Annotated in this window: 19 protein-coding genes; 17 read left to right on the forward strand and 2 right to left on the reverse strand. The window is 55.9% G+C overall.

The annotated features are described in order from the left end of the window. Positions 1 to 385 precede the first annotated feature (385 nt). From COHPA_RS0114000 to COHPA_RS0114030, 7 genes are all read left to right on the forward strand, one after another. Complete coding sequence (locus tag COHPA_RS0114000; protein ID WP_027086785.1) at positions 386 to 1,081, forward strand: hypothetical protein; 696 nt, start codon at positions 386 to 388, stop codon at positions 1,079 to 1,081. A 195-nt stretch (positions 1,082 to 1,276) separates the two neighbouring features. Next, complete coding sequence (locus COHPA_RS0114005; protein WP_027086786.1) at positions 1,277 to 2,839, forward strand: M23 family metallopeptidase; 1,563 nt, start codon at positions 1,277 to 1,279, stop codon at positions 2,837 to 2,839. 159 nt (positions 2,840 to 2,998) lie between these two features. Beyond that, on the forward strand, positions 2,999 to 3,745 hold the full coding sequence (yycF, locus tag COHPA_RS0114010; protein ID WP_027086787.1) for a response regulator YycF: 747 nt from the start codon (positions 2,999 to 3,001) through the stop codon (positions 3,743 to 3,745). Continuing rightward, entirely contained in the window at positions 3,742 to 5,580 is a 1,839-nt protein-coding gene (gene walK, locus COHPA_RS0114015; RefSeq protein WP_027086788.1) for a cell wall metabolism sensor histidine kinase WalK, read from the forward strand. The genes yycF and walK overlap by 4 nt, the downstream gene beginning before the upstream one ends. Continuing rightward, a complete protein-coding gene (locus COHPA_RS0114020) occupies positions 5,577 to 6,893 on the forward strand; it encodes a YycH family regulatory protein (protein WP_027086789.1) in 1,317 nt (438 codons plus the stop codon). The genes walK and COHPA_RS0114020 overlap by 4 nt, the downstream gene beginning before the upstream one ends. 39 nt (positions 6,894 to 6,932) lie before the next feature. Next, a complete protein-coding gene (gene yycI, locus COHPA_RS0114025; protein WP_027086790.1) occupies positions 6,933 to 7,697 on the forward strand; it encodes a two-component system regulatory protein YycI in 765 nt (254 codons plus the stop codon). A 54-nt stretch (positions 7,698 to 7,751) separates the two neighbouring features. Beyond that, entirely contained in the window at positions 7,752 to 8,561 is an 810-nt protein-coding gene (locus tag COHPA_RS0114030; RefSeq protein WP_027086791.1) for an MBL fold metallo-hydrolase, read from the forward strand. 13 nt (positions 8,562 to 8,574) lie between these two features. Here COHPA_RS0114030 and COHPA_RS0114035 read toward each other — a convergent pair whose 3' ends face one another. After that, the gene (locus COHPA_RS0114035; protein WP_027086792.1) at positions 8,575 to 8,775 is read right to left on the reverse strand and encodes a hypothetical protein; all 201 of its coding nucleotides are present in this window, start codon (positions 8,773 to 8,775) and stop codon (positions 8,575 to 8,577) included. 219 nt (positions 8,776 to 8,994) lie between these two features. Here COHPA_RS0114035 and COHPA_RS0114040 point away from each other — a divergent pair, with 219 nt between their 5' ends. The 10 genes from COHPA_RS0114040 (at position 8,995) to COHPA_RS0114090 (ending at position 21,031) form a co-directional block, all read left to right on the forward strand. Next, a complete protein-coding gene (locus COHPA_RS0114040; RefSeq protein WP_035120914.1) occupies positions 8,995 to 10,317 on the forward strand; it encodes a S1C family serine protease in 1,323 nt (440 codons plus the stop codon). Between the two features lie 51 nt (positions 10,318 to 10,368). After that, entirely contained in the window at positions 10,369 to 10,536 is a 168-nt protein-coding gene (locus tag COHPA_RS24850; protein WP_069202069.1) for a CxxH/CxxC protein, read from the forward strand. A gap of 711 nt (positions 10,537 to 11,247) precedes the next feature. Further along, positions 11,248 to 12,999 carry an ABC transporter ATP-binding protein gene (locus COHPA_RS0114055; protein WP_027086794.1) on the forward strand — a complete coding sequence of 584 codons (1,752 nt, stop codon included), beginning with the start codon at positions 11,248 to 11,250 and terminating at the stop codon, positions 12,997 to 12,999. A gap of 25 nt (positions 13,000 to 13,024) precedes the next feature. Next, on the forward strand, positions 13,025 to 15,055 hold the full coding sequence (locus tag COHPA_RS0114060; protein WP_027086795.1) for an ABC transporter ATP-binding protein: 2,031 nt from the start codon (positions 13,025 to 13,027) through the stop codon (positions 15,053 to 15,055). 6 nt (positions 15,056 to 15,061) lie between these two features. After that, the gene (locus tag COHPA_RS0114065; protein WP_027086796.1) at positions 15,062 to 15,583 is read left to right on the forward strand and encodes a GNAT family N-acetyltransferase; all 522 of its coding nucleotides are present in this window, start codon (positions 15,062 to 15,064) and stop codon (positions 15,581 to 15,583) included. Between the two features lie 145 nt (positions 15,584 to 15,728). Beyond that, positions 15,729 to 16,829, forward strand: coding sequence for a GerAB/ArcD/ProY family transporter (locus COHPA_RS0114070; protein WP_027086797.1), 1,101 nt, complete (start codon positions 15,729 to 15,731; stop codon positions 16,827 to 16,829). Between the two features lie 26 nt (positions 16,830 to 16,855). After that, complete coding sequence (locus COHPA_RS0114075) at positions 16,856 to 18,421, forward strand: spore germination protein (protein ID WP_027086798.1); 1,566 nt, start codon at positions 16,856 to 16,858, stop codon at positions 18,419 to 18,421. A 15-nt stretch (positions 18,422 to 18,436) separates the two neighbouring features. Further along, on the forward strand, positions 18,437 to 19,549 hold the full coding sequence (locus tag COHPA_RS0114080) for a GerAB/ArcD/ProY family transporter (protein ID WP_027086799.1): 1,113 nt from the start codon (positions 18,437 to 18,439) through the stop codon (positions 19,547 to 19,549). Positions 19,550 to 19,551: 2 nt separating this feature from the next. Beyond that, a complete protein-coding gene (locus COHPA_RS0114085; protein WP_027086800.1) occupies positions 19,552 to 20,775 on the forward strand; it encodes a Ger(x)C family spore germination protein in 1,224 nt (407 codons plus the stop codon). 13 nt (positions 20,776 to 20,788) lie between these two features. Then, positions 20,789 to 21,031: a hypothetical protein gene (locus COHPA_RS0114090; RefSeq protein WP_027086801.1), complete on the forward strand. Its 243-nt coding sequence runs from the start codon at positions 20,789 to 20,791 to the stop codon at positions 21,029 to 21,031. Positions 21,032 to 21,056: 25 nt separating this feature from the next. Here COHPA_RS0114090 and COHPA_RS0114095 read toward each other — a convergent pair whose 3' ends face one another. Beyond that, entirely contained in the window at positions 21,057 to 21,434 is a 378-nt protein-coding gene (locus tag COHPA_RS0114095; RefSeq protein WP_027086802.1) for a DnaJ family domain-containing protein, read from the reverse strand. Positions 21,435 to 21,474: the final 40 nt, after the last annotated feature.

The following is a 21,474-nucleotide window of genomic DNA, read 5'->3' on the forward strand; positions in this document are numbered from 1 at the left end:
GGGCTTCTTTGTATGGGCTAGCGGACTTAACACGGCTAAGCGGGTCGCAGCTCTTACGAATAACGGAACGGAGTTCCGCTATTCGAACAGTTACTAGAAGTTGTATAGCTTTAAAGGAACTCAGTTCCGCTATTCGTACCCAGCAAGGAGAGTATATCGAATAATGAGAGAAATAACGGAACTCAGTTCCGCTAAACTCATAGAAATCCACGAAAGAGCACCAATAACGGAACTAGGTTCCGCTAACTCACGCAATTCCGCTCGATATCGTTTCGTTCCCCTGTGGTATCCAGTGCAATCACTTATTTTATATGAATAGAGAATGAACGCCGAGAGGTTTGCCCATACTAAAAACTATGAAAACAGCGTGGCAGGAGGGCATACCATGTACATCAAATGGATAAGCTGGGCTCTTCGGCTTGTGGCGACGGCGGTGCTGCTCAGCTTTCTATGCATATGGACAACCGGCTATATCGTCAACAGCTACATGGAGTCGATCATCAAACAGCTCGAGCTGCCGCTAGAGACGAAGCCGTTCGCTCTGTCGGGGGTCTGGGGAACATTATGGGGTTCGGATTCCCCGGCGAAGGAAGCCAGCGAGGAAGCGCGGGCGAAGAATACGAAAGCGACGAACTCCGATATCGGCATCAACGACCCGGACGACTCGGACGATCCGGACGAGGAACGGGAGGAAGCAGCGCCCGCAACTTCTCAGGCATCGGTTGCGTCTAATGGACAAGCAAGTCCAAGCGAGACAACTGACGTTGACGTTGGCACGATAACGGAACAGGAGCAGCAACCGAGTAGCGGCGAAGAGCAGCCGGAAGACGCTGTTCCGGCGGTAAGCGGCAACGCGGACGCAGGAGATCCTCAGATGACCGATGCGGAGCGCCAGGCGTTGTACGCGAACGTCGTCTCCAAGCTCGATGCGTCTCAGCTGCAGCTCTTATCCGAGGCGCTGGAAGGCGGAGTATCGGCGGAGAAGCTTGCGGAACTGAAGGAAATGCTGAAGACGGCGCTGACCGAAGACGAATACGCCCAAATGATGGAGACGCTCCAAGGGACCGCGAATACGGATTAATTCCGAAGCAGGTCACGAGTAAAACGCGTACAAGAATTGCCGCCGCGGCAGCTTAAACCGGCGGCTATTTCCATTTTTCATAATTCTAATCCGGTGATTTTATTGATAGTCTTGTCGTACATATGCTAAAGTAGGAGACGAACTCTTCCATAGTACAGGAAAAGAATACCGAATGTAAGCGAAAAGGAGAAGATCATGGCCGTTTTCAGGGGAATAGATCGGATCCGGGGCGCGAAAGCTGCCATGCAGCGAATAATCCGGCGTGTTCGATCTCTGGACTTGAAAGAACTGACTAACGTCAGCAAACGGTTCGATGCGCGATCCGTCGTCAGATTCGTGAATCATTATCGCGTACCGACTGTCGTTACCGCTTTAGGAATTATCGCCGTGGCATCCGTTGCCTTCGGGGCACATAAATACGTAGCAGCCAACACCGTGCCATACTATACCGTAGTACTTGATGGTCAAGTCGTAGGAGAGATCAGCGACCCGAGTAAAGTCGATCAACTGATCGCGGACAAAGCCGAGCAGCTCAAGAAGGCGGACACCCCCGTACTAGCCGAGCTCGATGAGCAAGTCGTCACCTACACGGATGAAAGGGCTTACAAGAAAGTAACCGACGACGCGGAGACGCTCGATCGGCTCAATGGCATGCTCACCACGCATCCCATAGGCGTTAAAGTGAAGATCGACGGAGAAGTGGTCGGCATCGTACGCGACCAGCAAACCGCAGACGCCCTATTGCAAAGGGTGAAAGACAAATACGTAACGGTCAAAGCGAAGAAGGGCGGTACGGAAGTTCAGACGCTCTCGCTCTCGGCCGCCAGCAGTGATGAGAAGCCAGACAGAGAAGTGCAGCGGACGGTAACATCCGTCACCTTCGTCGAGAAGGTCGCGACGGAGAAGACCGATATCGACGCCGCGCAGATTTCGGATCCGGATGAACTGTACGAGAAGCTGACCAAGGGCGAACCGGTGCCGCGCACGTATACCGTCAAGCAAGGCGACTGCGTCGGGTGCATCGCTTCCAAGTTCAACATCTCGGGAGAATTCATCTACAAGAATAATCCTTGGATCAAGAACGATCTGATCAAAGTCGGAGACGTCATCGATCTTTCGACGGAGAAACCGCCGATTCTGAACGTGAATTCCACCGAGCAGGTCGTTCAGATCGAGACGATCGACCCTCCGATCGAATACAAGACGAACGACGATATGAAGGTCGGCCAAACGAAAGTGATCAGCCAAGGCAAAGAGGGCCAGCAGCAAGTCACTTATCGGATTCTGAACCGTAACGGCGAGGAGATCGAAGAGGAGATCGTCGACAGCAAAGTTCTTAAGGCGGCGACCCCGACGATCATCATGAAGGGCACGAAAGTCATCCGTGGCGAAGGAACAGGCAAGTTCAGCTGGCCGGTATCCGGGCACCGGATTACAAGTTACCTCGGCAAACGTTGGGGACGGATGCACAACGGTATCGATATCATCGGCAACAGTAACATTAAAGCCGCGGACGATGGCGTAATCATCTATGCAGGGTATAAAGGCGCGCTAGGCAACTGCATCATTATCGACCACAAGAACGGTTTCCAGACGGTCTACGGCCATATGAAGAAGCTGAAGGCCAAGAAGGGCCAGATCGTCGAGAAAGGCGATTCCATCGGCGTCATGGGAAGCACGGGACACTCTACCGGCACTCATCTTCACTTCGAAGTTCATTTGAACGGCAAACTCAAAAATCCGCTCAGCTATCTATAATCGCTGTCCGGTACGAAGACCTCCGAACGCTCGAACTAGGGCGCGGAGGTCTTCTCTTATTTCCATCATCCTGTCCGAAGAACTTCATTGGGCTAGAGCTCTCATTATGTTAGAATAAATGTATATAGGCACTTCCGAGAAGCGGGAGGCGGTAACGTTATGCTAGGGAAAATATTGGTCGTGGACGACGAACGTCCGATTGCGGATATTCTGAAATTCAATCTCGAAAAAGAAGGCTACGAGGTCATCTGCGCATTCGACGGAGAAGCGGCGGTTAAGCTTGCGTTCGAAGAGGATCCTGACCTGATCCTGCTTGATCTGATGCTGCCGATTAAAGACGGCATGGACGTGTGCCGCGAGGTTCGGACGCGTCTATCGACGCCGATTATCATGCTGACGGCGAAAGACAACGAGATCGACAAGGTGCTCGGCCTCGAGCTCGGAGCGGACGACTACGTGACGAAGCCGTTCGGCACGCGCGAGCTGCTGGCTAGAGTCAAGGCGCATTTGCGCCGGCAGCGCAAGCTGACGGATGCGTCCCGGGCGGACGAAGACGCGTCGCAACAGGAGACGGAGCGCCAAGGCATCAAGCTGTTCAACCTGTTCATCGACACGGATATGTACGTCGTATACAAGAACAATCAACCGCTCGATCTGACGCACCGGGAATTCGAGCTCATTCATTACCTCGCCCGCAACAGCGGGAAAGTGATGACGCGCGAGCATCTTCTGCAGGCGGTATGGGGCTTCGAGTACTTCGGCGACGTGCGCACGGTGGACGTTACGATTCGGCGCCTCAGGGAGAAGCTCGAGGACGACCCGAGCCGTCCGGAGATTATCATGACGAGGCGAGGCCTCGGTTATTTGGTCCGTAATCCGAAAATGACGGGCGGTCTGTACGGATGAGCTTGTTCCGCATGTTCCGCAGCATCCAATTCAAGCTCATTCTCATGGTGCTGCTCCTCATCTTGATTGCGGTGCAATTAATCGGCGTGTATTTCATCAGCACGATGAAAAACTCGTTGATCAATTCCTTCACGGGAAATTTGAATCAGCAGGCGACGCTGCTTACGACTTTCTTGTCCGATCCTAGCCTTACGGCAACGAACGCGGCGAAAGACGGGGAGGGCGAAACCGGCGCGAACGAGATGTTAAGCTCGCTCGTAGGCAACTTCTTCACGATCAGCGGAGCGGAAGTACAGGTTCTCGACAGCAGCGGCAAAGTGCTGGCTACGTCCAAGAAGCAGCAGCCGTCCGTCGTCGGGCGCAAGAATACGTCGCTCCTCGTCAGCCGCGCGCTTCAAGGCGTACGCGATAACGAAGAGGAGATCATCGACGAGGATAGTACGCGGAATAAAGTGATCGCCAAACCGGTCATCAGCAATAACAAGATCGTCGGCGCCGTTTACATTGTCGCGCCTATGAAAGAAGTATACGAGACGATGGAAGGGATTAACCGGATCTTCGTCTCGGGGACGCTGATCGCCCTCGGCTTGACCGCGGTGCTAGGCGTCCTGCTATCGGGAACGATTACGTCCCCGATCAAGGCCCTTACTAGACAGGCGACCGAGGTAGCTGAAGGACGATTCGACCAGCGGGTGCCGGTATTCGGCAGAGACGAGATCGGCCAACTGAGCAGCGCCTTTAACGATATGACGGATCGGTTAAGCGAAGCGCTTACGGTCAACGAAGAAGAAAAAGAGAAGCTGGCCTCGATCCTCTCCAATATGAGCGACGGCGTACTGGCTACGGACGAGCTGGGCAAGGTGATCGTCACGAACCGGCGCGCGCGCGGCATGCTGGGGATCGCGGATATGAAAGACGGCACGACGCTGTCGTCGGCGCTCGGGATCGAGAAGATGCCGATCGCCGAGACGTTGCAAGGCAAGCAGTCTTCGCTGCTGCTGCGCCGGGATTCGGAGACGGAAGGCGAGCTCGTCTTCCGAGTAACGCTTACGCCCATACGCCGCAGAGACAAAGGCGTAGCGGGCGCCATTGCCGTGCTTCAAGACGTAACGGAGATGGAGAAGCTCGAGCAATCGCGGCGGGAGTTCGTGGCGAACGTGTCCCACGAGCTGCGCACGCCGCTAACGACGATTAAGAGCTACGCGGAAGCGCTTGAAGACGGCGCGCTGGAGGAGCCGCCGCTCGCGGACCGGTTCGTCGGCGTCATCCGCAATGAGACCGAGCGGATGATCCGGCTGGTTACCGATCTGCTGCACTTGTCGAGATTCGATTCCAAGCGCAATCAGCTGCGCCGGCAGAAGACCGACTTGCCTCTGATGCTGGAGGAGGTCGTCGACCGATTCTCGTTCCAGCTTCGCCAGAAGGCGATTACGGCAACGGTGAAGGTCGACGACAAGAAGAAGACCGCATGGCTGGACCGGGACGGCATCGATCAGGTGCTCGACAATCTCGTATCCAACGCGATCAAGTATACGCTGGACGGCGGTGCGATCGAGATTACGTGCAAGACGAACGACAACGGCCTGCTCGCCATTGCGATCAAGGATACGGGCATCGGGATTCCGAAGAAGGATCTCGCCCGCATATTCGAACGGTTCTACCGCGTCGACAAAGCGCGCTCCCGCAATATGGGCGGCACGGGACTCGGATTGTCGATTGCCCGGGAAATCGTGCGAGCGCACGGCGGATCGATCGGAATCGAGTCCGAGGCGAACGTCGGAACCGTCGTAACGGTGCTGCTGCCGATCGTGCCGGAAGGAAGTGAACCGTCATGATAGAGAAGGGCAAATCGCTATTGCTTGCGGTGCTCGTCGTGCTGAGTCTCGTGCAAAGCTACATGCTCGCGTACAGCACGCCTTACATGGACGCCAAAGAGAAATCGGAATTTAATTACGTGAAGGCCGAACCGCTGGGAGACGAAGAGACGGTCGAGAACTTGATCTTCCCCGAACAGCTCGTGCTGCATATGGGCGACGACAAGCATACCGTATTTTTCCCCGGGACGAAGCCTTATTATGATCTCATTCTTCTAAAGCTGAGCGACCGCGCGTTCAAAGGCATTCAGCTAGGGTCGTACAATTCGGTGGATTGGGACCAGGTGCGCCGCGAGGACAAAGGGGTCGAGCTCCGATTCGCGCGGGCGATTCCGTTCGACCTGCTGCAACGCGTGTTCCGAATCGACGGGGACTTCTTGTTCTCGGGAGATTCGATCGATAAGATCTGGATTTACGCCAGCAAGGGACGCGATGAAGTGAGGACGTTCTTCTTCAGCGCGGACGGACGCAACGTCTACGAGGCGCTGCGCGCCGACTTAACGCCGCAAGACGTAGAGGGTTACGTCGGTTTCGGCCAATACTGGGATTCTTACTCGTCCACCGACGGGCAGGTTTACGTGCCGGATCAGCCGGTGTCTCGTATTTTCTCGATGCAAATTGCTTACAACCGATATTCGATCGAGCAAATCAAGGAGAATTTGTTCACCGATCCGGGGACGACGAAGACGATTCAAGATAATCCGGCCGGACCGCAATATTATACCGATTCGAAGCGCGGGCTGAAGATCGAGCCGGACAGCGGCTGGATGTCCTTCACGGACACCGTAGCGCCGACGACGACGGGCGAGAACGACTATATCGACAACGTCCTTTCGGCAATCAGTTTCATTAACCAGCACGGCGGTTGGAACGGCAAGCATGCGCTGAGCCAGGAAGTCCAATCGGATTCGGCTAGTATCGTACGGTTCCAGCAGTATTATAACGAGGCTCCGATCCTTTCGGGCTCGAATCTGCGCCTAGGGTACATGCAGCTTGCCATGCAGCAGGGCGTCGTCTCGTCCTATGAGCGCTCATTGCTCGTTCTGGGAGACGAAGTGACGAACAAAGCCGCAAGGCAGTTGCCGGGCGGAGACGTTCTTCGCAAGCTAATCAACCAGGTACGGGCACCGGGAAGGGACATTGAATCGCTGTTCCCGGCGTACCGTCCCGTGCTTAAGGACGATAAACTCACTTTAATGCCGGTGTGGGGCATTCGCTTCAGAGGCGGCGAGGTCGAGATTCTAACGGATTCGATTCCGGCGCCGGCCAAGTGAGGCGGATGAGGCGAACGCGCGAGGGAAGGAGGGGATGACATGGACTGGAGAAGAGCGAAAAGCGTACTGATCGTCTCCTTCTTCATGCTGAACGTCTTGCTGGGCTATCAGTTATGGACGGAGTGGCGGGAGAGGCTCAATACGACGGTCGATTGGACGTCCTTGTCTCCCGAAACCCAGCAAATCATGCGCGAGAAGAATATTGCGTTCTTGGCCGAGGCCAAAATTCCGACGGATACGCCGACGATGAGCAGCGAGTTGACCTACTCGTTCAAACAACGCATCGCGACGAGCGCCAGCGAGCGGGTTGCGTTCGCGCAGCCGCCGGAGACGCGGGTCGTCTACAACGAGCAGGAGCTTAAGACGGCGCTTGGCGGCATCGTCCCGGATCTTGGCTCCTACCAATTCGATTACCCGGGCAGCCGGCAAGGCGTCTTCGTATTTAACCGGGTAGTCGGCGGATATCCGATGTTCAAAATCCACATGGAATTGTTCTATAGCGAGCAGCGGATTCTGGCGTACAGCCAGGATATCATCGAGCTAATGCCGAGCGAAGGTGCGAAGGATCAGCAGGTGCTGCCAGCTTCCAAGGCGATCGCCAACCTGATCGAACGCAACTTGCCGGTAGGTTCGACGATCAAGGAAATCAAGCTCGGATATTACGGCGAGATCTTCCCCGATGCGGAGAGACAAGTGTCCGCGCCTTCTTGGCGGGTGTTGCTGGAGAACGGCGAGACGTATTACGTGAATGCGATTAATGCTGAAGTCGCAACAGAGAAAATAGACGCCGCCGCAGCGCCATAGGATGCATATCCGGGTGCAAGGGACGTTCAACGATTCAGGGAGAGGAATCTGACGATGGGACTTCGGTTTACGGTACTGGCCAGCGGCTCGACCGGCAACGCGACCGTCGTGTCTACGGATGCGGCGACGGTGCTTGTCGATGTCGGGTTAAGCGGCAAGAAGATAGAGGAGCTCATGAAGGAGCGGGACGTGTCCGGACGTGATCTGGACGCGATCTTCGTCACTCATGAACACTCCGATCATATTAAAGGGCTCGGGGCGTTCGCCCGCAAATACGAGCTGCCCGTGTACGCGAACGAGAAGACGTGGGCGGCGATGCAACGGCACGTCGGGGAGCTGGCGGACACGCAGCGAAGAATAATGCCCGCGGACAGCGTCATGGAAATCGCGGACCTGCGCATCGAGTCCTACGCGATCTCCCACGATGCGGCGGAACCCGTCGGCTATTGCTTCTCCGCGGACGGCGCGAAGCTGAGCTTGGCGACCGATCTCGGCTACGTCAGCGACAAGGTCATGCGCCAGCTGCAGCAGTCCGACGTCCTCGTGCTGGAGTCGAACCATGACGTCAATATGCTTCGCATGGGGAGATACCCATGGAACATCAAGCGGCGTATCCTCGGCGACGAGGGGCATCTGTCGAACGAAGCGGCCGGAGACGCGCTATGCAAGCTGCTGAACGGCAGCCTAAAGCGCGTGTATTTGGCGCATCTTAGCCAGGAGCACAACTTAATGGACCTAGCCAAACTGACGGTAGATAACGTGCTGCAAGACAACGGGATTTTCTATCGGAAGCATGAACTTGTCTTGTGCGATACGCACTATGATCGTCCTACGTTATGGGATACGGTTAAGCTAGCGAATTAATAGAAATAATAGCTTACAAGAGAAGCTGGCGATCGAGCTCGGCCTCCATCTCCGCGGCCTTCTTGCGGATTTCGTCAGCCGAGAGCAAGCCCTTCTCCACGAGCAGCTCGATCAGCGTGCTCAGCGCGAGCAGTTGTCTGTAATGGTCGCCCTTAAGATCCGAAAGCCGGGAAGCGAGATCAAGATAATGCCAACCGTATGCCGCGTTATTCATTCATGATCCTTCCTTTCTTTTCATAGGAATTATGAGAGACTTTTCGCTTGAATAACGATTCAGTTCGGGTTAAATTTGCTATACTTGTGTTACACCGTCTCTTCTAGCGAATCTATTACTATTCTAGTCAAAATCCAATGAAACATTCCTGGTTTTCTTACCGATAACAACAGACGGTCCGGACCGCCGCGAAGGTCCCAGAAGAGGATGGTGATCGGCATGAGCTTGTTCAAAGACGATTTTTATAGTACGCGTGTATCCAAGAGATCAAGGCTCGGCGATCGCCGCGGTTCCCGGTTCTCCGGCGGCGGAATGCGACAAGGTTCGGCATTGCGGGTGGCGCTCATTTCATCGCTTGCCAGCTCCGCGTTCGTGCTGATCCTCTTCCTGACTTTGAGCGGCGGGGGCAATGAGACGCAAGTCAGCAAGCCCGCCATTACGGGTACGCAGACGCTGGTCGAGACGTCCGAACGGATTATTGCGGCATCCGAGAAAGTCAGGCCGGCCGTCGTCAGCATCATCAACATGACGGAGAATGCGTTGAAGCTGCAGGACGAGGACGTCGATTGGACGGACGAAGAATACATCCCGGAGAACGCAAGCCTCGGATCCGGCGTTATTTTCAAGAAAGAAAACGGTCTGGCCTATATCATTACGAACGCGCACGTGATTCAGGACTCCGCCCAAGTGCAGGCGGTGCTCGTCGACGGCAAGCGCAAGGACGCCACCATCGTCGGACACGATCTCGTAACCGACCTCGCGGTGCTGTCGGTTGACGACGAAGGCATCGATACGGTCGTCGAGATCGGCAAGTCGGAGAAGCTTCGCGTCGGCGAGATGGTCATCGCGATCGGCAATCCGCTCGGATTCGGCGACACGCTTACGCAAGGCATCGTATCCTCGACGCATCGGATCATTCCGGTGTCGCTGAATCAAGACGGCAATTACGACTGGGAGCAGGAGGTCATTCAGACCGATGCGGCGATCAACCAAGGCAACAGCGGCGGCGCCTTAATCGATCTGAACGGCAAGCTGGTCGGCATCAACAGCATGAAGGTAGCGGAATACGGCGTTGAAGGCATCGGATTCGCGATTCCGATCGACGACGCGATGCCGATCTTGAGCACGCTGCTCGAGGACGGCGAGATCGTTAGACCGTATATGGGCGTTTACACGATGGATTTGGCGGCCTACCTCGACAGTCAGCCTGACGAAGAAGAGGCCGTCGAAGACGAGGAAGACGAAGAGTACTTGGAAGAGGAAGAGGACGGCGCATTCGAAGACCCTGCTCCTGAGCTTCCCAAAGACGTGAAGAACGGCGTTATCGTGTTGGAAGCGGTCGGACCGGCGAAGGCAGCGGGATTGGAGTTCAACGACGTCATCGTCGAGCTCGACGGCCATCCGATCAAGAGCACGATGGACCTTCGCAAATATTTGTATAAGTCCAAGAAGATCGGGGAATCGCTTACAGTAACGTATTATCGAGACGGGAAAAAGTCCGAATTGACCGTGCAACTGGCGGAGAAGGAAGAAGAAGAATAATAACGGGCGACGCCCGTACATCATCGGACGTGGACGGAAAGGAACACACGCATGTACTGTGTATGCCGCGAGCACGTAGAGCTTGCGATCGATAAATTCGTGGATGAATACGAAGACGCGCCTGATCTGGTCAACCTGCAGACGACGTCGTTCTCGGCGTGGCAGCCCCCGGAGCAATGCGAATGGTGCGGCAAGCCGGTCGAAATATTGGTGGTGTAACGATAACCGCTGTCCCCGAGGGGATGGCGGTTTTTTCTATCGCGAAATCCTCTGAAGTGGCGAATAACAGCATATCGATAGTAATTTTTGGAGATTCAACGTGACTGGAGCTAATAACAACAAATCGACAGTTATTCGGCCGCGGTTACGGAAATTGACGAGTTTCGGTCGGAAATAACTACAGATCGCTGTTATTCGGGGCAGATATCACCAAACAAGTCGAAATAAATGCAAATGGTTGTTATTATTTGATCGTTGGGTAGTGGGGCTGATCTCTACGGCACCTAAAAAAGGTCTAAATTTGTTCACACACCCCGTTGACAGCCGGAGGGAACGGGTGGTAAAGTGACACATATAACTTTGATGAACGGAAGGGAGGGTTACGAACATGCGCAACAAAAACTTCGACGCGGCATTGATGTTGCAACATGCAGCATACAATCGGCATGAACGTAACCTTCTCGCGAATCTGATCTAGTCGCTTCGCATGCGGGGGCCCGAGCGGCTCCGCTACGACGCGCAAGATTGGCGCACGGTTACGATTGTCGTAATCGTGCGCTTTTCTTTTGTCTTCCGAAGGCCGGCTTGGGCTGCGATCCTATCGATCGCTTGCGCGAGCCTGCAGCCGGCTTCGGATCGCAAAGGGGCGTATCGCTTACGGCGATGCGTCCTTTTTCTGTCTTGTCATCATCGAGAGAGGTGTTCTCATATATGTTCATCGTACTTAAGAAGTTAAGCTGGTATTTCAGAATGCAATGGAAAAGGTACTCTATAGCGATTTTCTTACTGATTATCGTCGGCATCATCGATGTCATTCCACCCAAGCTGATCGGTTATACGATCGACGGAATTTCAGAAGGGACGCTGACCAGCGATCGGCTTACCGAAGTGTTGTTGTTCTGGGTCGGATTGACGATAGCCAGTTACGGACTCTCGTATATATGGCTGTATCAGCTGTTCGGAGGCGCGTTCGTGCTCGAACGCATGCTGCGTTCGCGGCTCATGCGGCACTTCCTCAGAATGTCGCCGACGTTCTACGAACGTAACCGTACGGGCGACCTGATGGCCCGGGCCACGAACGATCTCGGAGCGGTGTCGACGACTGCGGGCTTCGGCATTCTGACGCTGATCGATTCGACGCTGTTCATGCTGACGATTCTGTTCATGATGATTTTCTTCATCAGTTGGAAGCTGACGTTGGCGGCGTTGCTGCCGCTGCCGATCATGGCGCTTTGCATGACTTACTTCGGCAAGAAGATTCACGATCGCTTCATGAAGCAACAGGACGCGTTCGGCAATCTGAACGATCAAGTGCTGGAATCGGTATCGGGCGTGCGAGTCGTACGGGCGTTCGTGCAGGAGGAGGCGGACCGCGCGCGGTTCAGCCGCACGACGGACGATGTGTACGCGCGTAATATCGCGGTTACGAAGATCGATTCGTTGTTCGAGCCGACCGTTAAGCTGCTCGTCGGTCTTAGTTACCTCATCGGCCTCTGCTACGGCGCGGTGCTCGTGTATAACAGCGAAATTACGTTGGGCGAGATGATCTCGTTCAACATGTTCCTCGGGATGCTGATCTGGCCGATGTTCGCGATCGGCGAGCTCATTAATATTATGCAGCGCGGCAACGCCTCGTTGGACCGCATCAGCGAGACGCTCGGCGTGAAGCCCGACGTCAAGGACGCCGAGTCGCCAAGCCCGATCGACGTGCCTGAATCCATCGCGTTCGACGCGGTGACGTTCAAATATCCGTCCTCTTCGATCGATAATCTGGTCGATATCTCGCTTGCGCTTCGCCGCGGGCAGACGCTAGGAATCGTCGGGCGGACGGGAAGCGGCAAGACGACGCTGCTCAAGCAGTTGCTGCGAGAGTATCCGACAGGTCAAGGCACCGTTAGCGTTGGCGGCGTTCCGATCGAAGAAGTGGAGCTTGCGCGCTTGCGCGGTTGGATCGGCTACGTGCCGCAGCAACCGATCTTGTTCAGCAAGACGATCCGCGAGAATATTTATTTCGGCGCCGAAGACGGAGCGTCCGACGAAGCGCGGCTGAATCGCGCGCTCGAGCTGGCCTCGTTCCGCAAGGACATTACGTTCCTGCCGGAAGGGCTGGAGACGCTCGTCGGCGAGAAGGGCGTGGCGCTGTCCGGCGGCCAGAAGCAGCGGGTCAGCATCGCTCGGGCGGTGATCGCCGACCCGGAAATTCTCATGCTGGACGACGCGCTGTCGGCAGTCGACGCGAAGACCGAAGCCGAGATTCTCGAAGGCATCCGGACCGAGCGCGCGGGCAAGACGACGCTCATCTCGACGCACAGGCTGTCCGCGGTTCAGCACGCCGATTGGATTATCGTGCTGGACGAAGGCCGCATCACGGAGCAAGGTACGCACGAGCAGCTGCTTGAGCTCGGCGGTTGGTACAAAGAACAATATGATCGTCAGCAGCTCGCCGAGATCGTAGAAGGCTAACGAAGAAACGAAGGTGACAACCCCAATGGGAAACAACGGCAAACGATTATTTCAATACGCCTTGCATTATAAACGCTCGATCATGCTCGCCTTGCTCTTGCTGGCGTGCGCGGTAATCGTCGAGCTCATCGGCCCGTTCCTGGCGAAACGCATGATCGACACGAACATCATGGGCATCGAGAAAAGCTGGTACGAAGTTCAGCAGCAGGAGCGGTACGCCGTCTCTTATAACGGCGCTTGGTATAAGCGCGCGGACCATATGGAAGTCGGGGAACCGAGAGGCCGCGAAGTTCGCGTCCTGCAAGTCGGCCGGTCCTATTACTTTATCGATTCGCCGGTCCCGACCCAAGGGTCGAAGAAGATCGAAGGCGATCAGTTGACCATCTCGACGAGGATCGACGATACGACGACGGCAAGTGTCTCGTACACGGCGGCTAAGCTGTCGCGAGGCGAGGTGTACGAGTTCTATAAGCCGGAATTCCGCAGCATTCTGCTGATGGGATTCAGTTACGCGGGCTTGCTTCTTCTCGGATCCGTATTCACTTACGGACAGCGATACTTGCTTCAAGTATCCGCCAACCGAATCGTTCGGAAAATGCGCAACGACGTATTCCGGCACATCCAAGAGCTTCCGGTGCAATACTTCGATAACTTGCCGGCGGGCAAAGTCGTCTCCAGGGTCACGAACGACACCGAGGCGATACGCGAATTGTACGTGGCCGTTCTCGCGAATTTCTTCTCCGGCATTATCTACATGACGGCGATTCTCGGGGCGCTGTTCGTGCTGGACTATCGTCTGGCATTGATCGCGCTGCCTCTCGTGCCGATGTTGTACTTGTGGATCGTGGTGTACCGCAAATTCGCGGGTAAATACAATCACGTCATCCGCAGCCGGCTCAGCGATATTAACGGCATGATTAACGAATCGATCCAAGGGATGCCGATCATCCAAGCGTTCCGCAAGGAAAAGCAGACGATGAACGAATTCCATGAGATGAACGACGAATATTTCAAATATCAGAATAAGCTGCTGAGCCTTAACTCCATTACGTCTCACAATCTCGTGAACGTCGTGCGGAACGTGCTTTTCATCTTTGTGATCTGGAGCTTCGCGGGCGACTGGCTGGGCGCGGCGGTTACGGTCGGGGTGCTGTACGCGTTCATCGATTACATGAACCGGATGATGCAGCCGATCGTCGGAATCGTGAACCAGCTATCCAATCTGGAGGTCGCGCGCGTATCGGCGGAGCGGGTATTCGCTCTGCTCGATGAACCGGGCCTTGAGGTATCGAACAGCACGACCGCGCGATACTGGGGAGACGTCAGCTTCAACGACGTATCGTTCGGCTATAAGCCTGGCGAGGACGTGCTCAAGGGCATAACGTTCCATGCGAAGCAAGGCGAGACGATCGCGCTTGTCGGTCATACCGGTTCGGGCAAAAGCTCGATTCTAAACTTGCTGTTCCGGTTCTACGACGTGGAGCGAGGCAAGATCACGGTGGACGGCACGGACGTGCGCGATCTGACGAAGCAGCAGCTTCGCCGGCATATGGGCATCGTGCTGCAAGATCCGTTCCTGTTCACCGGCACGATCGCTTCCAACGTGAGCCTGGACGACCCGTCCATTACGCGAGAGAAGATCGAGCAAGCACTTCGCGATGTCGGCGCATACGATATGTTCATGCAGCTTCCGGGTGGTCTGGACGCTCCGGTCATCGAGAAGGGGAGCACGCTATCCGCGGGGCAGCGGCAACTCATCTCGTTCGCGCGCGCGCTCGCGTTCGATCCGGCGATCCTCATCCTCGACGAAGCGACGGCGAGCATCGACACCGAGACCGAGGCGATCATCCAGCAAGCGCTCGACGTGCTGAAGCGGGGGCGCACGACGTTCGTCATTGCGCACCGGTTATCGACGATCCGCGCGGCGGATCAGATTCTCGTGCTCGACCGCGGACGCATCGTCGAACGCGGCGATCACGACGCGCTCATGCAGCATGGCGGCAAATATCACGCGATGTATCAGCTTCAGCAAGGAGCAGTAGGAGCGGGGGTGTAGAGTTCCATGACCATTCTTGTACGTACGGAAACGCCTGCCGATCACGCGCAGGTTCGGGAAGCGAACGTCCGCGCGTTCGGCGGACGGGAAGACGAAGCGAATCTCGTCGAGCGTATTAGAAAGTCCGAAGGATTTATCCCTTATCTCTCCCTCGTGGCGGAGACGGATGGCCGGATCGCCGGCCATCTGCTGCTGAGCAAGGCAGCGGTCGTCAACGAAGAGGACGCTAACGAAGTGATCGTTCTAGCTCCGATCGCCGTTCTTCCGGATTACCAGCGGCAAGGCATCGGATCGCGGCTCATTACCGAAGGCTTGCTTAGATGCAAGGAGCTGGGCTTCGGACTCGTCCTGCTGATCGGACATCCGTCGTACTATCCGAAATTCGGCTTCAAGCCCGCGAGACCGATCGGACTCGAGCTCAAGCAGTTCGATGTGCCGGACGACGTATTCATGGTATACGAAGTGCTCGAGAATACGCGTCGACGAATCGAAGGCGAGCTACAATATCCGAAAGCGTTTTTCGAATAATAGACGCTTCCAACAAAGCCGTCCCAAGGTCGTCCGCGACCGAGGGGCGGCTTTGCCGCGTTGCGGGGGATGCATGAATAACCGCGAAATGGCCATAGTAAGAGGTGCGTTGTTATTCATTTCCAACCGAGGGAGAACGACGGAGATGGAGAGAATCAGTCAGCCGCAGCTTGCGGCGCTCGTTGTGATGTTCCAGATCGGCAGCTCGCCGTTGTTCCTCCTCGGCGCATCAGCCGGTGCGGACGCCTGGATCGCCGTGCTCGTCGCGATGCTGGCGGGGTTGTTGCTGCTTGTTCTGCTGACACTGCAGATTCGCCGGCTCGAACCGGACAAGGACCTCGTCGAGATGTTCAGAACGTACTTCGGTCGCGTGATCGGTTATGCGTTCGCTATCGCTTATTTCGTTTATTTTTCTTACAAATCGGTCCGGAACATTCGGGAATTCGGCGATCTGATGATCCTGTATCTGCTGCCGTCCACGCCTCTATTCATCGTGATCGGCTGCGTGCTGATCGTAGCGGGATTCGCCGTCTGGCAAGGCATCGAAGCGTTCACTCGCATGACGCAGATCATCATGCCCGTCGTTCTGATTATATACGCCGCATTCTTCTTCATGATCTATGCGTCGGGATTGTTCGACATCCACCGGATCCAGCCGATCGCGGATAAAGGCTTAGGCAAAGTGGCGGAGGCCGCGCTGCCGGAAATCGTATCGTTCCCGTTCGGGGAGATGGTACTGTTCCTCATGCTGTGGAAATACGTTGCCTCCAAGAAAAAAACGTTCAGGACGACGATCCGATGTTACGTGTACACGGGGCTCTTCCTTACGGCAACGAATATTGTCATCATTGCCAGTCTTGGTCCGATCTCGCAGATAAGCGTCGTACCGTTCATACAGATCATGAGCCAAGTGGAGATCGCCTCCGTCATTGAACGGTTGGACCCGCTGGCCGCGAGCTTAATATTCGCCGGCGTGTTCATCAAGATGACGGCATACTTCTTCGGCGCTTTTCTGGTCGGCGGCCATCTGGTGAAGACGAAGAAGCGATATCTCGTCGTCGGCGTCGGCGCGGTGCTGTTCATCGGGGCGCTTACCTTCAGAAGTTACATGCAGCACATTTGGTTCGGATTCGAGCAAAATCTCAAGTACCATTTTCCGATGTTCCAGATCTATATCCCCGCGCTGCTGCTGCTCGTCATGTTATTCCGATCGCGCTTGCGCGCGGACGGCAACCGGCAGTCCTAATGTCCCATGAAAGCGAGGCTACGAGAATGAACGCGCAACAAGGAGCGAAGCTTCCGATTTCCGAGCATTTGCCGAGTAACGTGAAATGGTTGTACGACGAGCTTGGCGCAAGCTCGGACATCGTCGTGCGCACGTTCTCGGATGCGAACACCGGCTTGGACGGCGTGTTCTTCTATATCGACAGTCTCGTCGATCAACAGACGATTAACCAAATGCTCATTGGGCCGGTTCTTGCGGAGATCGGCGAGAATCCGAACGTAAAGTCTTCATCCGAATGGATGGGATTGCTTAAGAATAAGGCGCTCTCGGTCGGACGGCTCAAAGATATTCATCGATTGGACGAGGCGCTCGCGCAGTTGATGGAAGGCAACACGATCATCATGCTGCAGGGTTCCCGAACGGCGATGGCCGCGAGCACGGCGGGGGGCGAGAAACGGTCGGTAGAGGAGCCATCCTCGCAGACCGTCATACGGGGGCCGAAGGAAAGCTTTACGGAGAATATCAACACGAATATGTCGCTGCTCCGCAGGCGGATTAAATCCCCTGGGCTTCGCGTCGCGTATAAGCAAATCGGCACACAGACGAAGACGCACGTCGCGGTCGTGTATTTGAAGGATATCGCGAAGGACGGCGTCGTGCGGGAAGTGATGGAGAGGCTGGATCGGATCGATACCGACGCCATTCTGGAGAGCGGGTACATCGAGGAATTCATTCAAGACGCCGCGTACACGTTCTTCCCGACGATACAGAACACCGAGCGCCCGGATGCGGTGGCCGGAGGCATTCTCGAAGGCCAGGTCGCGATCATCGTGGACGGCACGCCGTTCGTGCTGCTCGCGCCGGTTACGTTCATCCGGTTCCTGCAATCGAGCGAGGATTATTATCAGCGCTACGATATCGCGACTTTCCTGCGTCTTATCCGCTACGTCGCCTTTTTCGTCTCGATGCTGCTTCCTTCGCTGTATATCGCCATCACGACGTTCCATCAGGAGATGCTGCCGACGCCGCTCTTGATCAGCTTGGCTGCGCAGAGAGAAGGCGTGCCGTTCCCCGCGATCATCGAAGCGCTCGTCATGGAGGTCACTTTCGAAGTGCTGCGGGAAGCGGGCGTGCGGATGCCGAGGGTTATCGGTCCCGCGATCTCGATCGTCGGCGCGCTCGTACTGGGACAAGCGGCGGTTCAAGCCGGGTTGGTGTCCGCGGCGATGGTCATCGTCGTCTCGTTCACGGCGATCGCGAACTTCGTCATCCCGGCGATTAATATGGCGAACGCCGCGCGTCTGATCCGATTCATTATGATGATTCTCGGGGCTACGCTGGGCCTGTTCGGCATTATGTCCGGGTTAATGGTATTGCTGATTCACATGTCGAGCTTGAGATCGTTCGGGGTACCCTACACGGCGCCGTTCGCGCCTTTCATCTGGTCGAATTGGAAAGACGTGCTCGTACGCCTGCCGCATTGGGCGATGAAGAAGCGCCCGACCGCGGTGTCGTCCATGAGAAACTTGACCAGGCAAGGAAGCGGGCAGATGCCGGAGAAGCCGAAGAAGTCGGGCCACGAGCGGGACACGACGAAGCAATCGGACGAATAGGAGGAGGGAAGGCCGATGTCGCAAGAGCAGATACCTTATCAGCAAATAACGGCCTTCCAGGCGACGATTCTGCTCGTGCATACGATTACGCCGACGGCCATGCTCGTGATTCCTTCCATCGCGATCGAGACGGCCGATCAGAACGCATGGATGTCGATCTTAGCGGCGTGGGCTTGCGGGATAGGTTTCATTCTGATGTACAGCCGCATCACGCGGGACAATCCCGGCGTTCCCTTCCTGAAATTCATAGAGGAGCGATTAGGTCGCGCAGTATCCGTAATCGTTGGAATATTGCTGGCTCATTATTATTTCAGCACGCTCTCGGTCATCATCCGAGAATTGATCGACTTCTTGTCGGACGCCGTGTTAATGAGGACGCCGCTGCTCGTGATCGGAGGCGTGGCGGTGGCGGTAGCGGCCTATTCCGCCATTCACGGCTTGGAAGTCGTCGCCAGGGTCGGCATCCTCGTATTCGGGGTTAGCGGATTTCTGTTCTTCCTGCACATCTTGTTGCTTGTCGACCATTTGCACTTTAAGTATTTGGCGCCGATCGGGGAAGTGTCCGTTAATCATATCGCGGGCGGAAGCCTTCCGGCGATCGGGTGGTTCTCGGAGAGCTCCGTGCTCCTGCTGATGGCCCCTTACGTGAGCCGACAAGCCGCTATTCGGACGATCGGGTTATGGGGGATGTCGCTCTCGGCTATGTTCCTGCTAATCACGGTCATCGTCGCGATTCTCGTCTTCGGCCCTTCCTTGCCGGGGATGTTGGCTTATCCGACCGCGGCAGTCGCGGAAACGATCGATTACGACTTCGTGGAAAGAATGGACGTTTTGTTTATTTTCAGCTGGATGGCGACCGTCTACTTGAAAATTTGCGTGTTCTTCTTCGGCACGGTGCATTGTTTCCGGACCGTGTTTCGCGCGAAGCACCGAAAGCCTTTCTATGTCGCGTTCGGCCTCCTCGCCTTGCTGACGGCGTTATACACCTGGGAAAGCAACGTCAAGCTTAGCGAGTATCAGCGGTACGCGATCGTTCCGTTCAAGCTGTCCATGAACGTCGTGCTGCCTTTCATGCTGTTATTGGCTCTGTGGATCATGAAACGATTGAAGCCGAGGGCGGGTGGTTAACGATGAGCCTAAGCGCGCGATTGCTAAGACGGATCGCCTTGGTGTGCGTGATCTGTCTCATGCTTCCGGGATGTTGGGATCGCAAAGAGTTGAATCAGATCGCGATTACTTCGGCGACGGGGATCGATTATAAAGACGGGCAGTGGATCGTATCGTACCAAGTCGTCATTCCTTCCGCGATCTCGGCCGCCATGACGGCGGTAGGAGGCGGGGCTGCCAAGCTTCCGGTCATCGTCTACTCGACGCAAGGCAAGACGATTCGCGAGGCGGTATGGAAAAGCGCGCTGGAGAGCCCTCGCCGCCTGTTCTTCTCGCATACGCGGGTGCTCGTCGTAAGCGCGGCGGCTACGCAGCAAGGGTTGACGCCGCTTATCGATGTGTATCTTCGCAATCCCGATTCCCGCGAGACGGTAAACGTGCTGATCTCGGATGGCGAGGCGCGCACGATTCTCGAGCAACTCATGCAAATACAGATTATTCCGGGGGACGGCATCCATGAGACGATGGTTGGGGAGGCGAGGGACTTGTCGATTCTCCCGAGCATCAAGATGTACGATCTGGCCATGGAGCTGCTCGGGTCGGCGAAGAGCTCGGTGCTTCCCGAGATCGTCGTCTCCGGTTCGCCCGGCGTGACGTCCGCGGAGGCGCTGAACAAGACCGCGCTTAGCTCGAAGCTGAGATTAGGGAGGCTTGCGGTTCTGGGTCAAGACAAGCTGGTTGGCTGGTTATCCAGGCAGGAAGCGATCGGGGTGGGCTTTATGCGCGACAAGATGCATATGACGTCGATTTCTTTTGCGTGTAACGCCGATTCTAGGGAGGAGGAATCCGCCTTCAGGCTCATGAAGAGCAAAACCCGCCTAACGCCGCACAAATCCGGAAACAGCTTCGTCATGGACATTAAAGTCGAAGGCGAGGGCACGCTCCTGGAGACGAATTGTCCGCTCGACTTGAACAAACCGAATACGATCGACGCCATGGAGGAACAGCTCGAGAAGAAAATCGCCGCGGATATCGAGGAGTCGTGGCGCGCGGTCAAGAAGCTGAAGACGGACGTCGTAGGCTTCGCCGATCGCATCCATCGGAAGTACCCGAAGGAGTGGAAGAAGCTCGCCTCGAATTGGGAGGCGACGTTCCTGCAGATCGAAATTCGGCCCGAGGTCGATATTACGATCAAGCGTACGGGACTTAGCACGAAATCGTATATGTTCCAGACCGAGAAGGAGTAGGAGGCGGGGAGCGATGGACAAACTCGTCCTCTGCTTGGCCGGGTACGCGATTCTAATGACGGCCGGCTGGCGCGCGATTAAGGATCAGGGGCGGAAGCTCGAGCTGGCTTTGTTCGTCATCATCGTCGCCTGCTGCCTGTACATGAGCTTGGCGAAGCTGTACAGGTGGCCGATGTTCTCGGTTATAACGCTTCACGATCGGGTGTTCTATATGCTTGGCCATTGGATCATGAGAATGCTAGGAACGGAAGCGTGAGGTGCGACGCCATGGCTCGTTTGCGCTACTCCTCGGTCAACTTGCGTTGAATTCGTTCCTCGTAGTCCGCGAAAGCGTGGGCGCCGCTCCAGCCGCGATCTTCCATGAGCGCGCGGTAACGGAGCTTCTTGGCGTTCAATTGGCCAAGCAGCTTCGTTTTCTCCTCCTCTCCCCGGCATGCGAGCAGCAGGTCGTGGAGCGTGACCATGTCTTTGCGAAGCTGCATCTCTTCCGGCAGCATGCCGGCGTCTTTCAGCAGTTTGAAGCCGATCCGAAGTTCTTCGGGTACGCCGCGCAGCTCGTCCTCCGGGAGCGGCATGCCGGCGCCCGGCAAGTTATCGAATTCTCCGCGCAGCTGAGCTTCGCGGATTTTCTCGTTCGCGATCGAAGCCGCCCAGTCCATCGCTATTCCCCCTCATTCGCGTATGTGGTATAACACTTAT

This window comes from Cohnella panacarvi Gsoil 349 (assembly GCF_000515335.1).
Taxonomy (GTDB): domain Bacteria; phylum Bacillota; class Bacilli; order Paenibacillales; family Paenibacillaceae; genus Cohnella; species Cohnella panacarvi.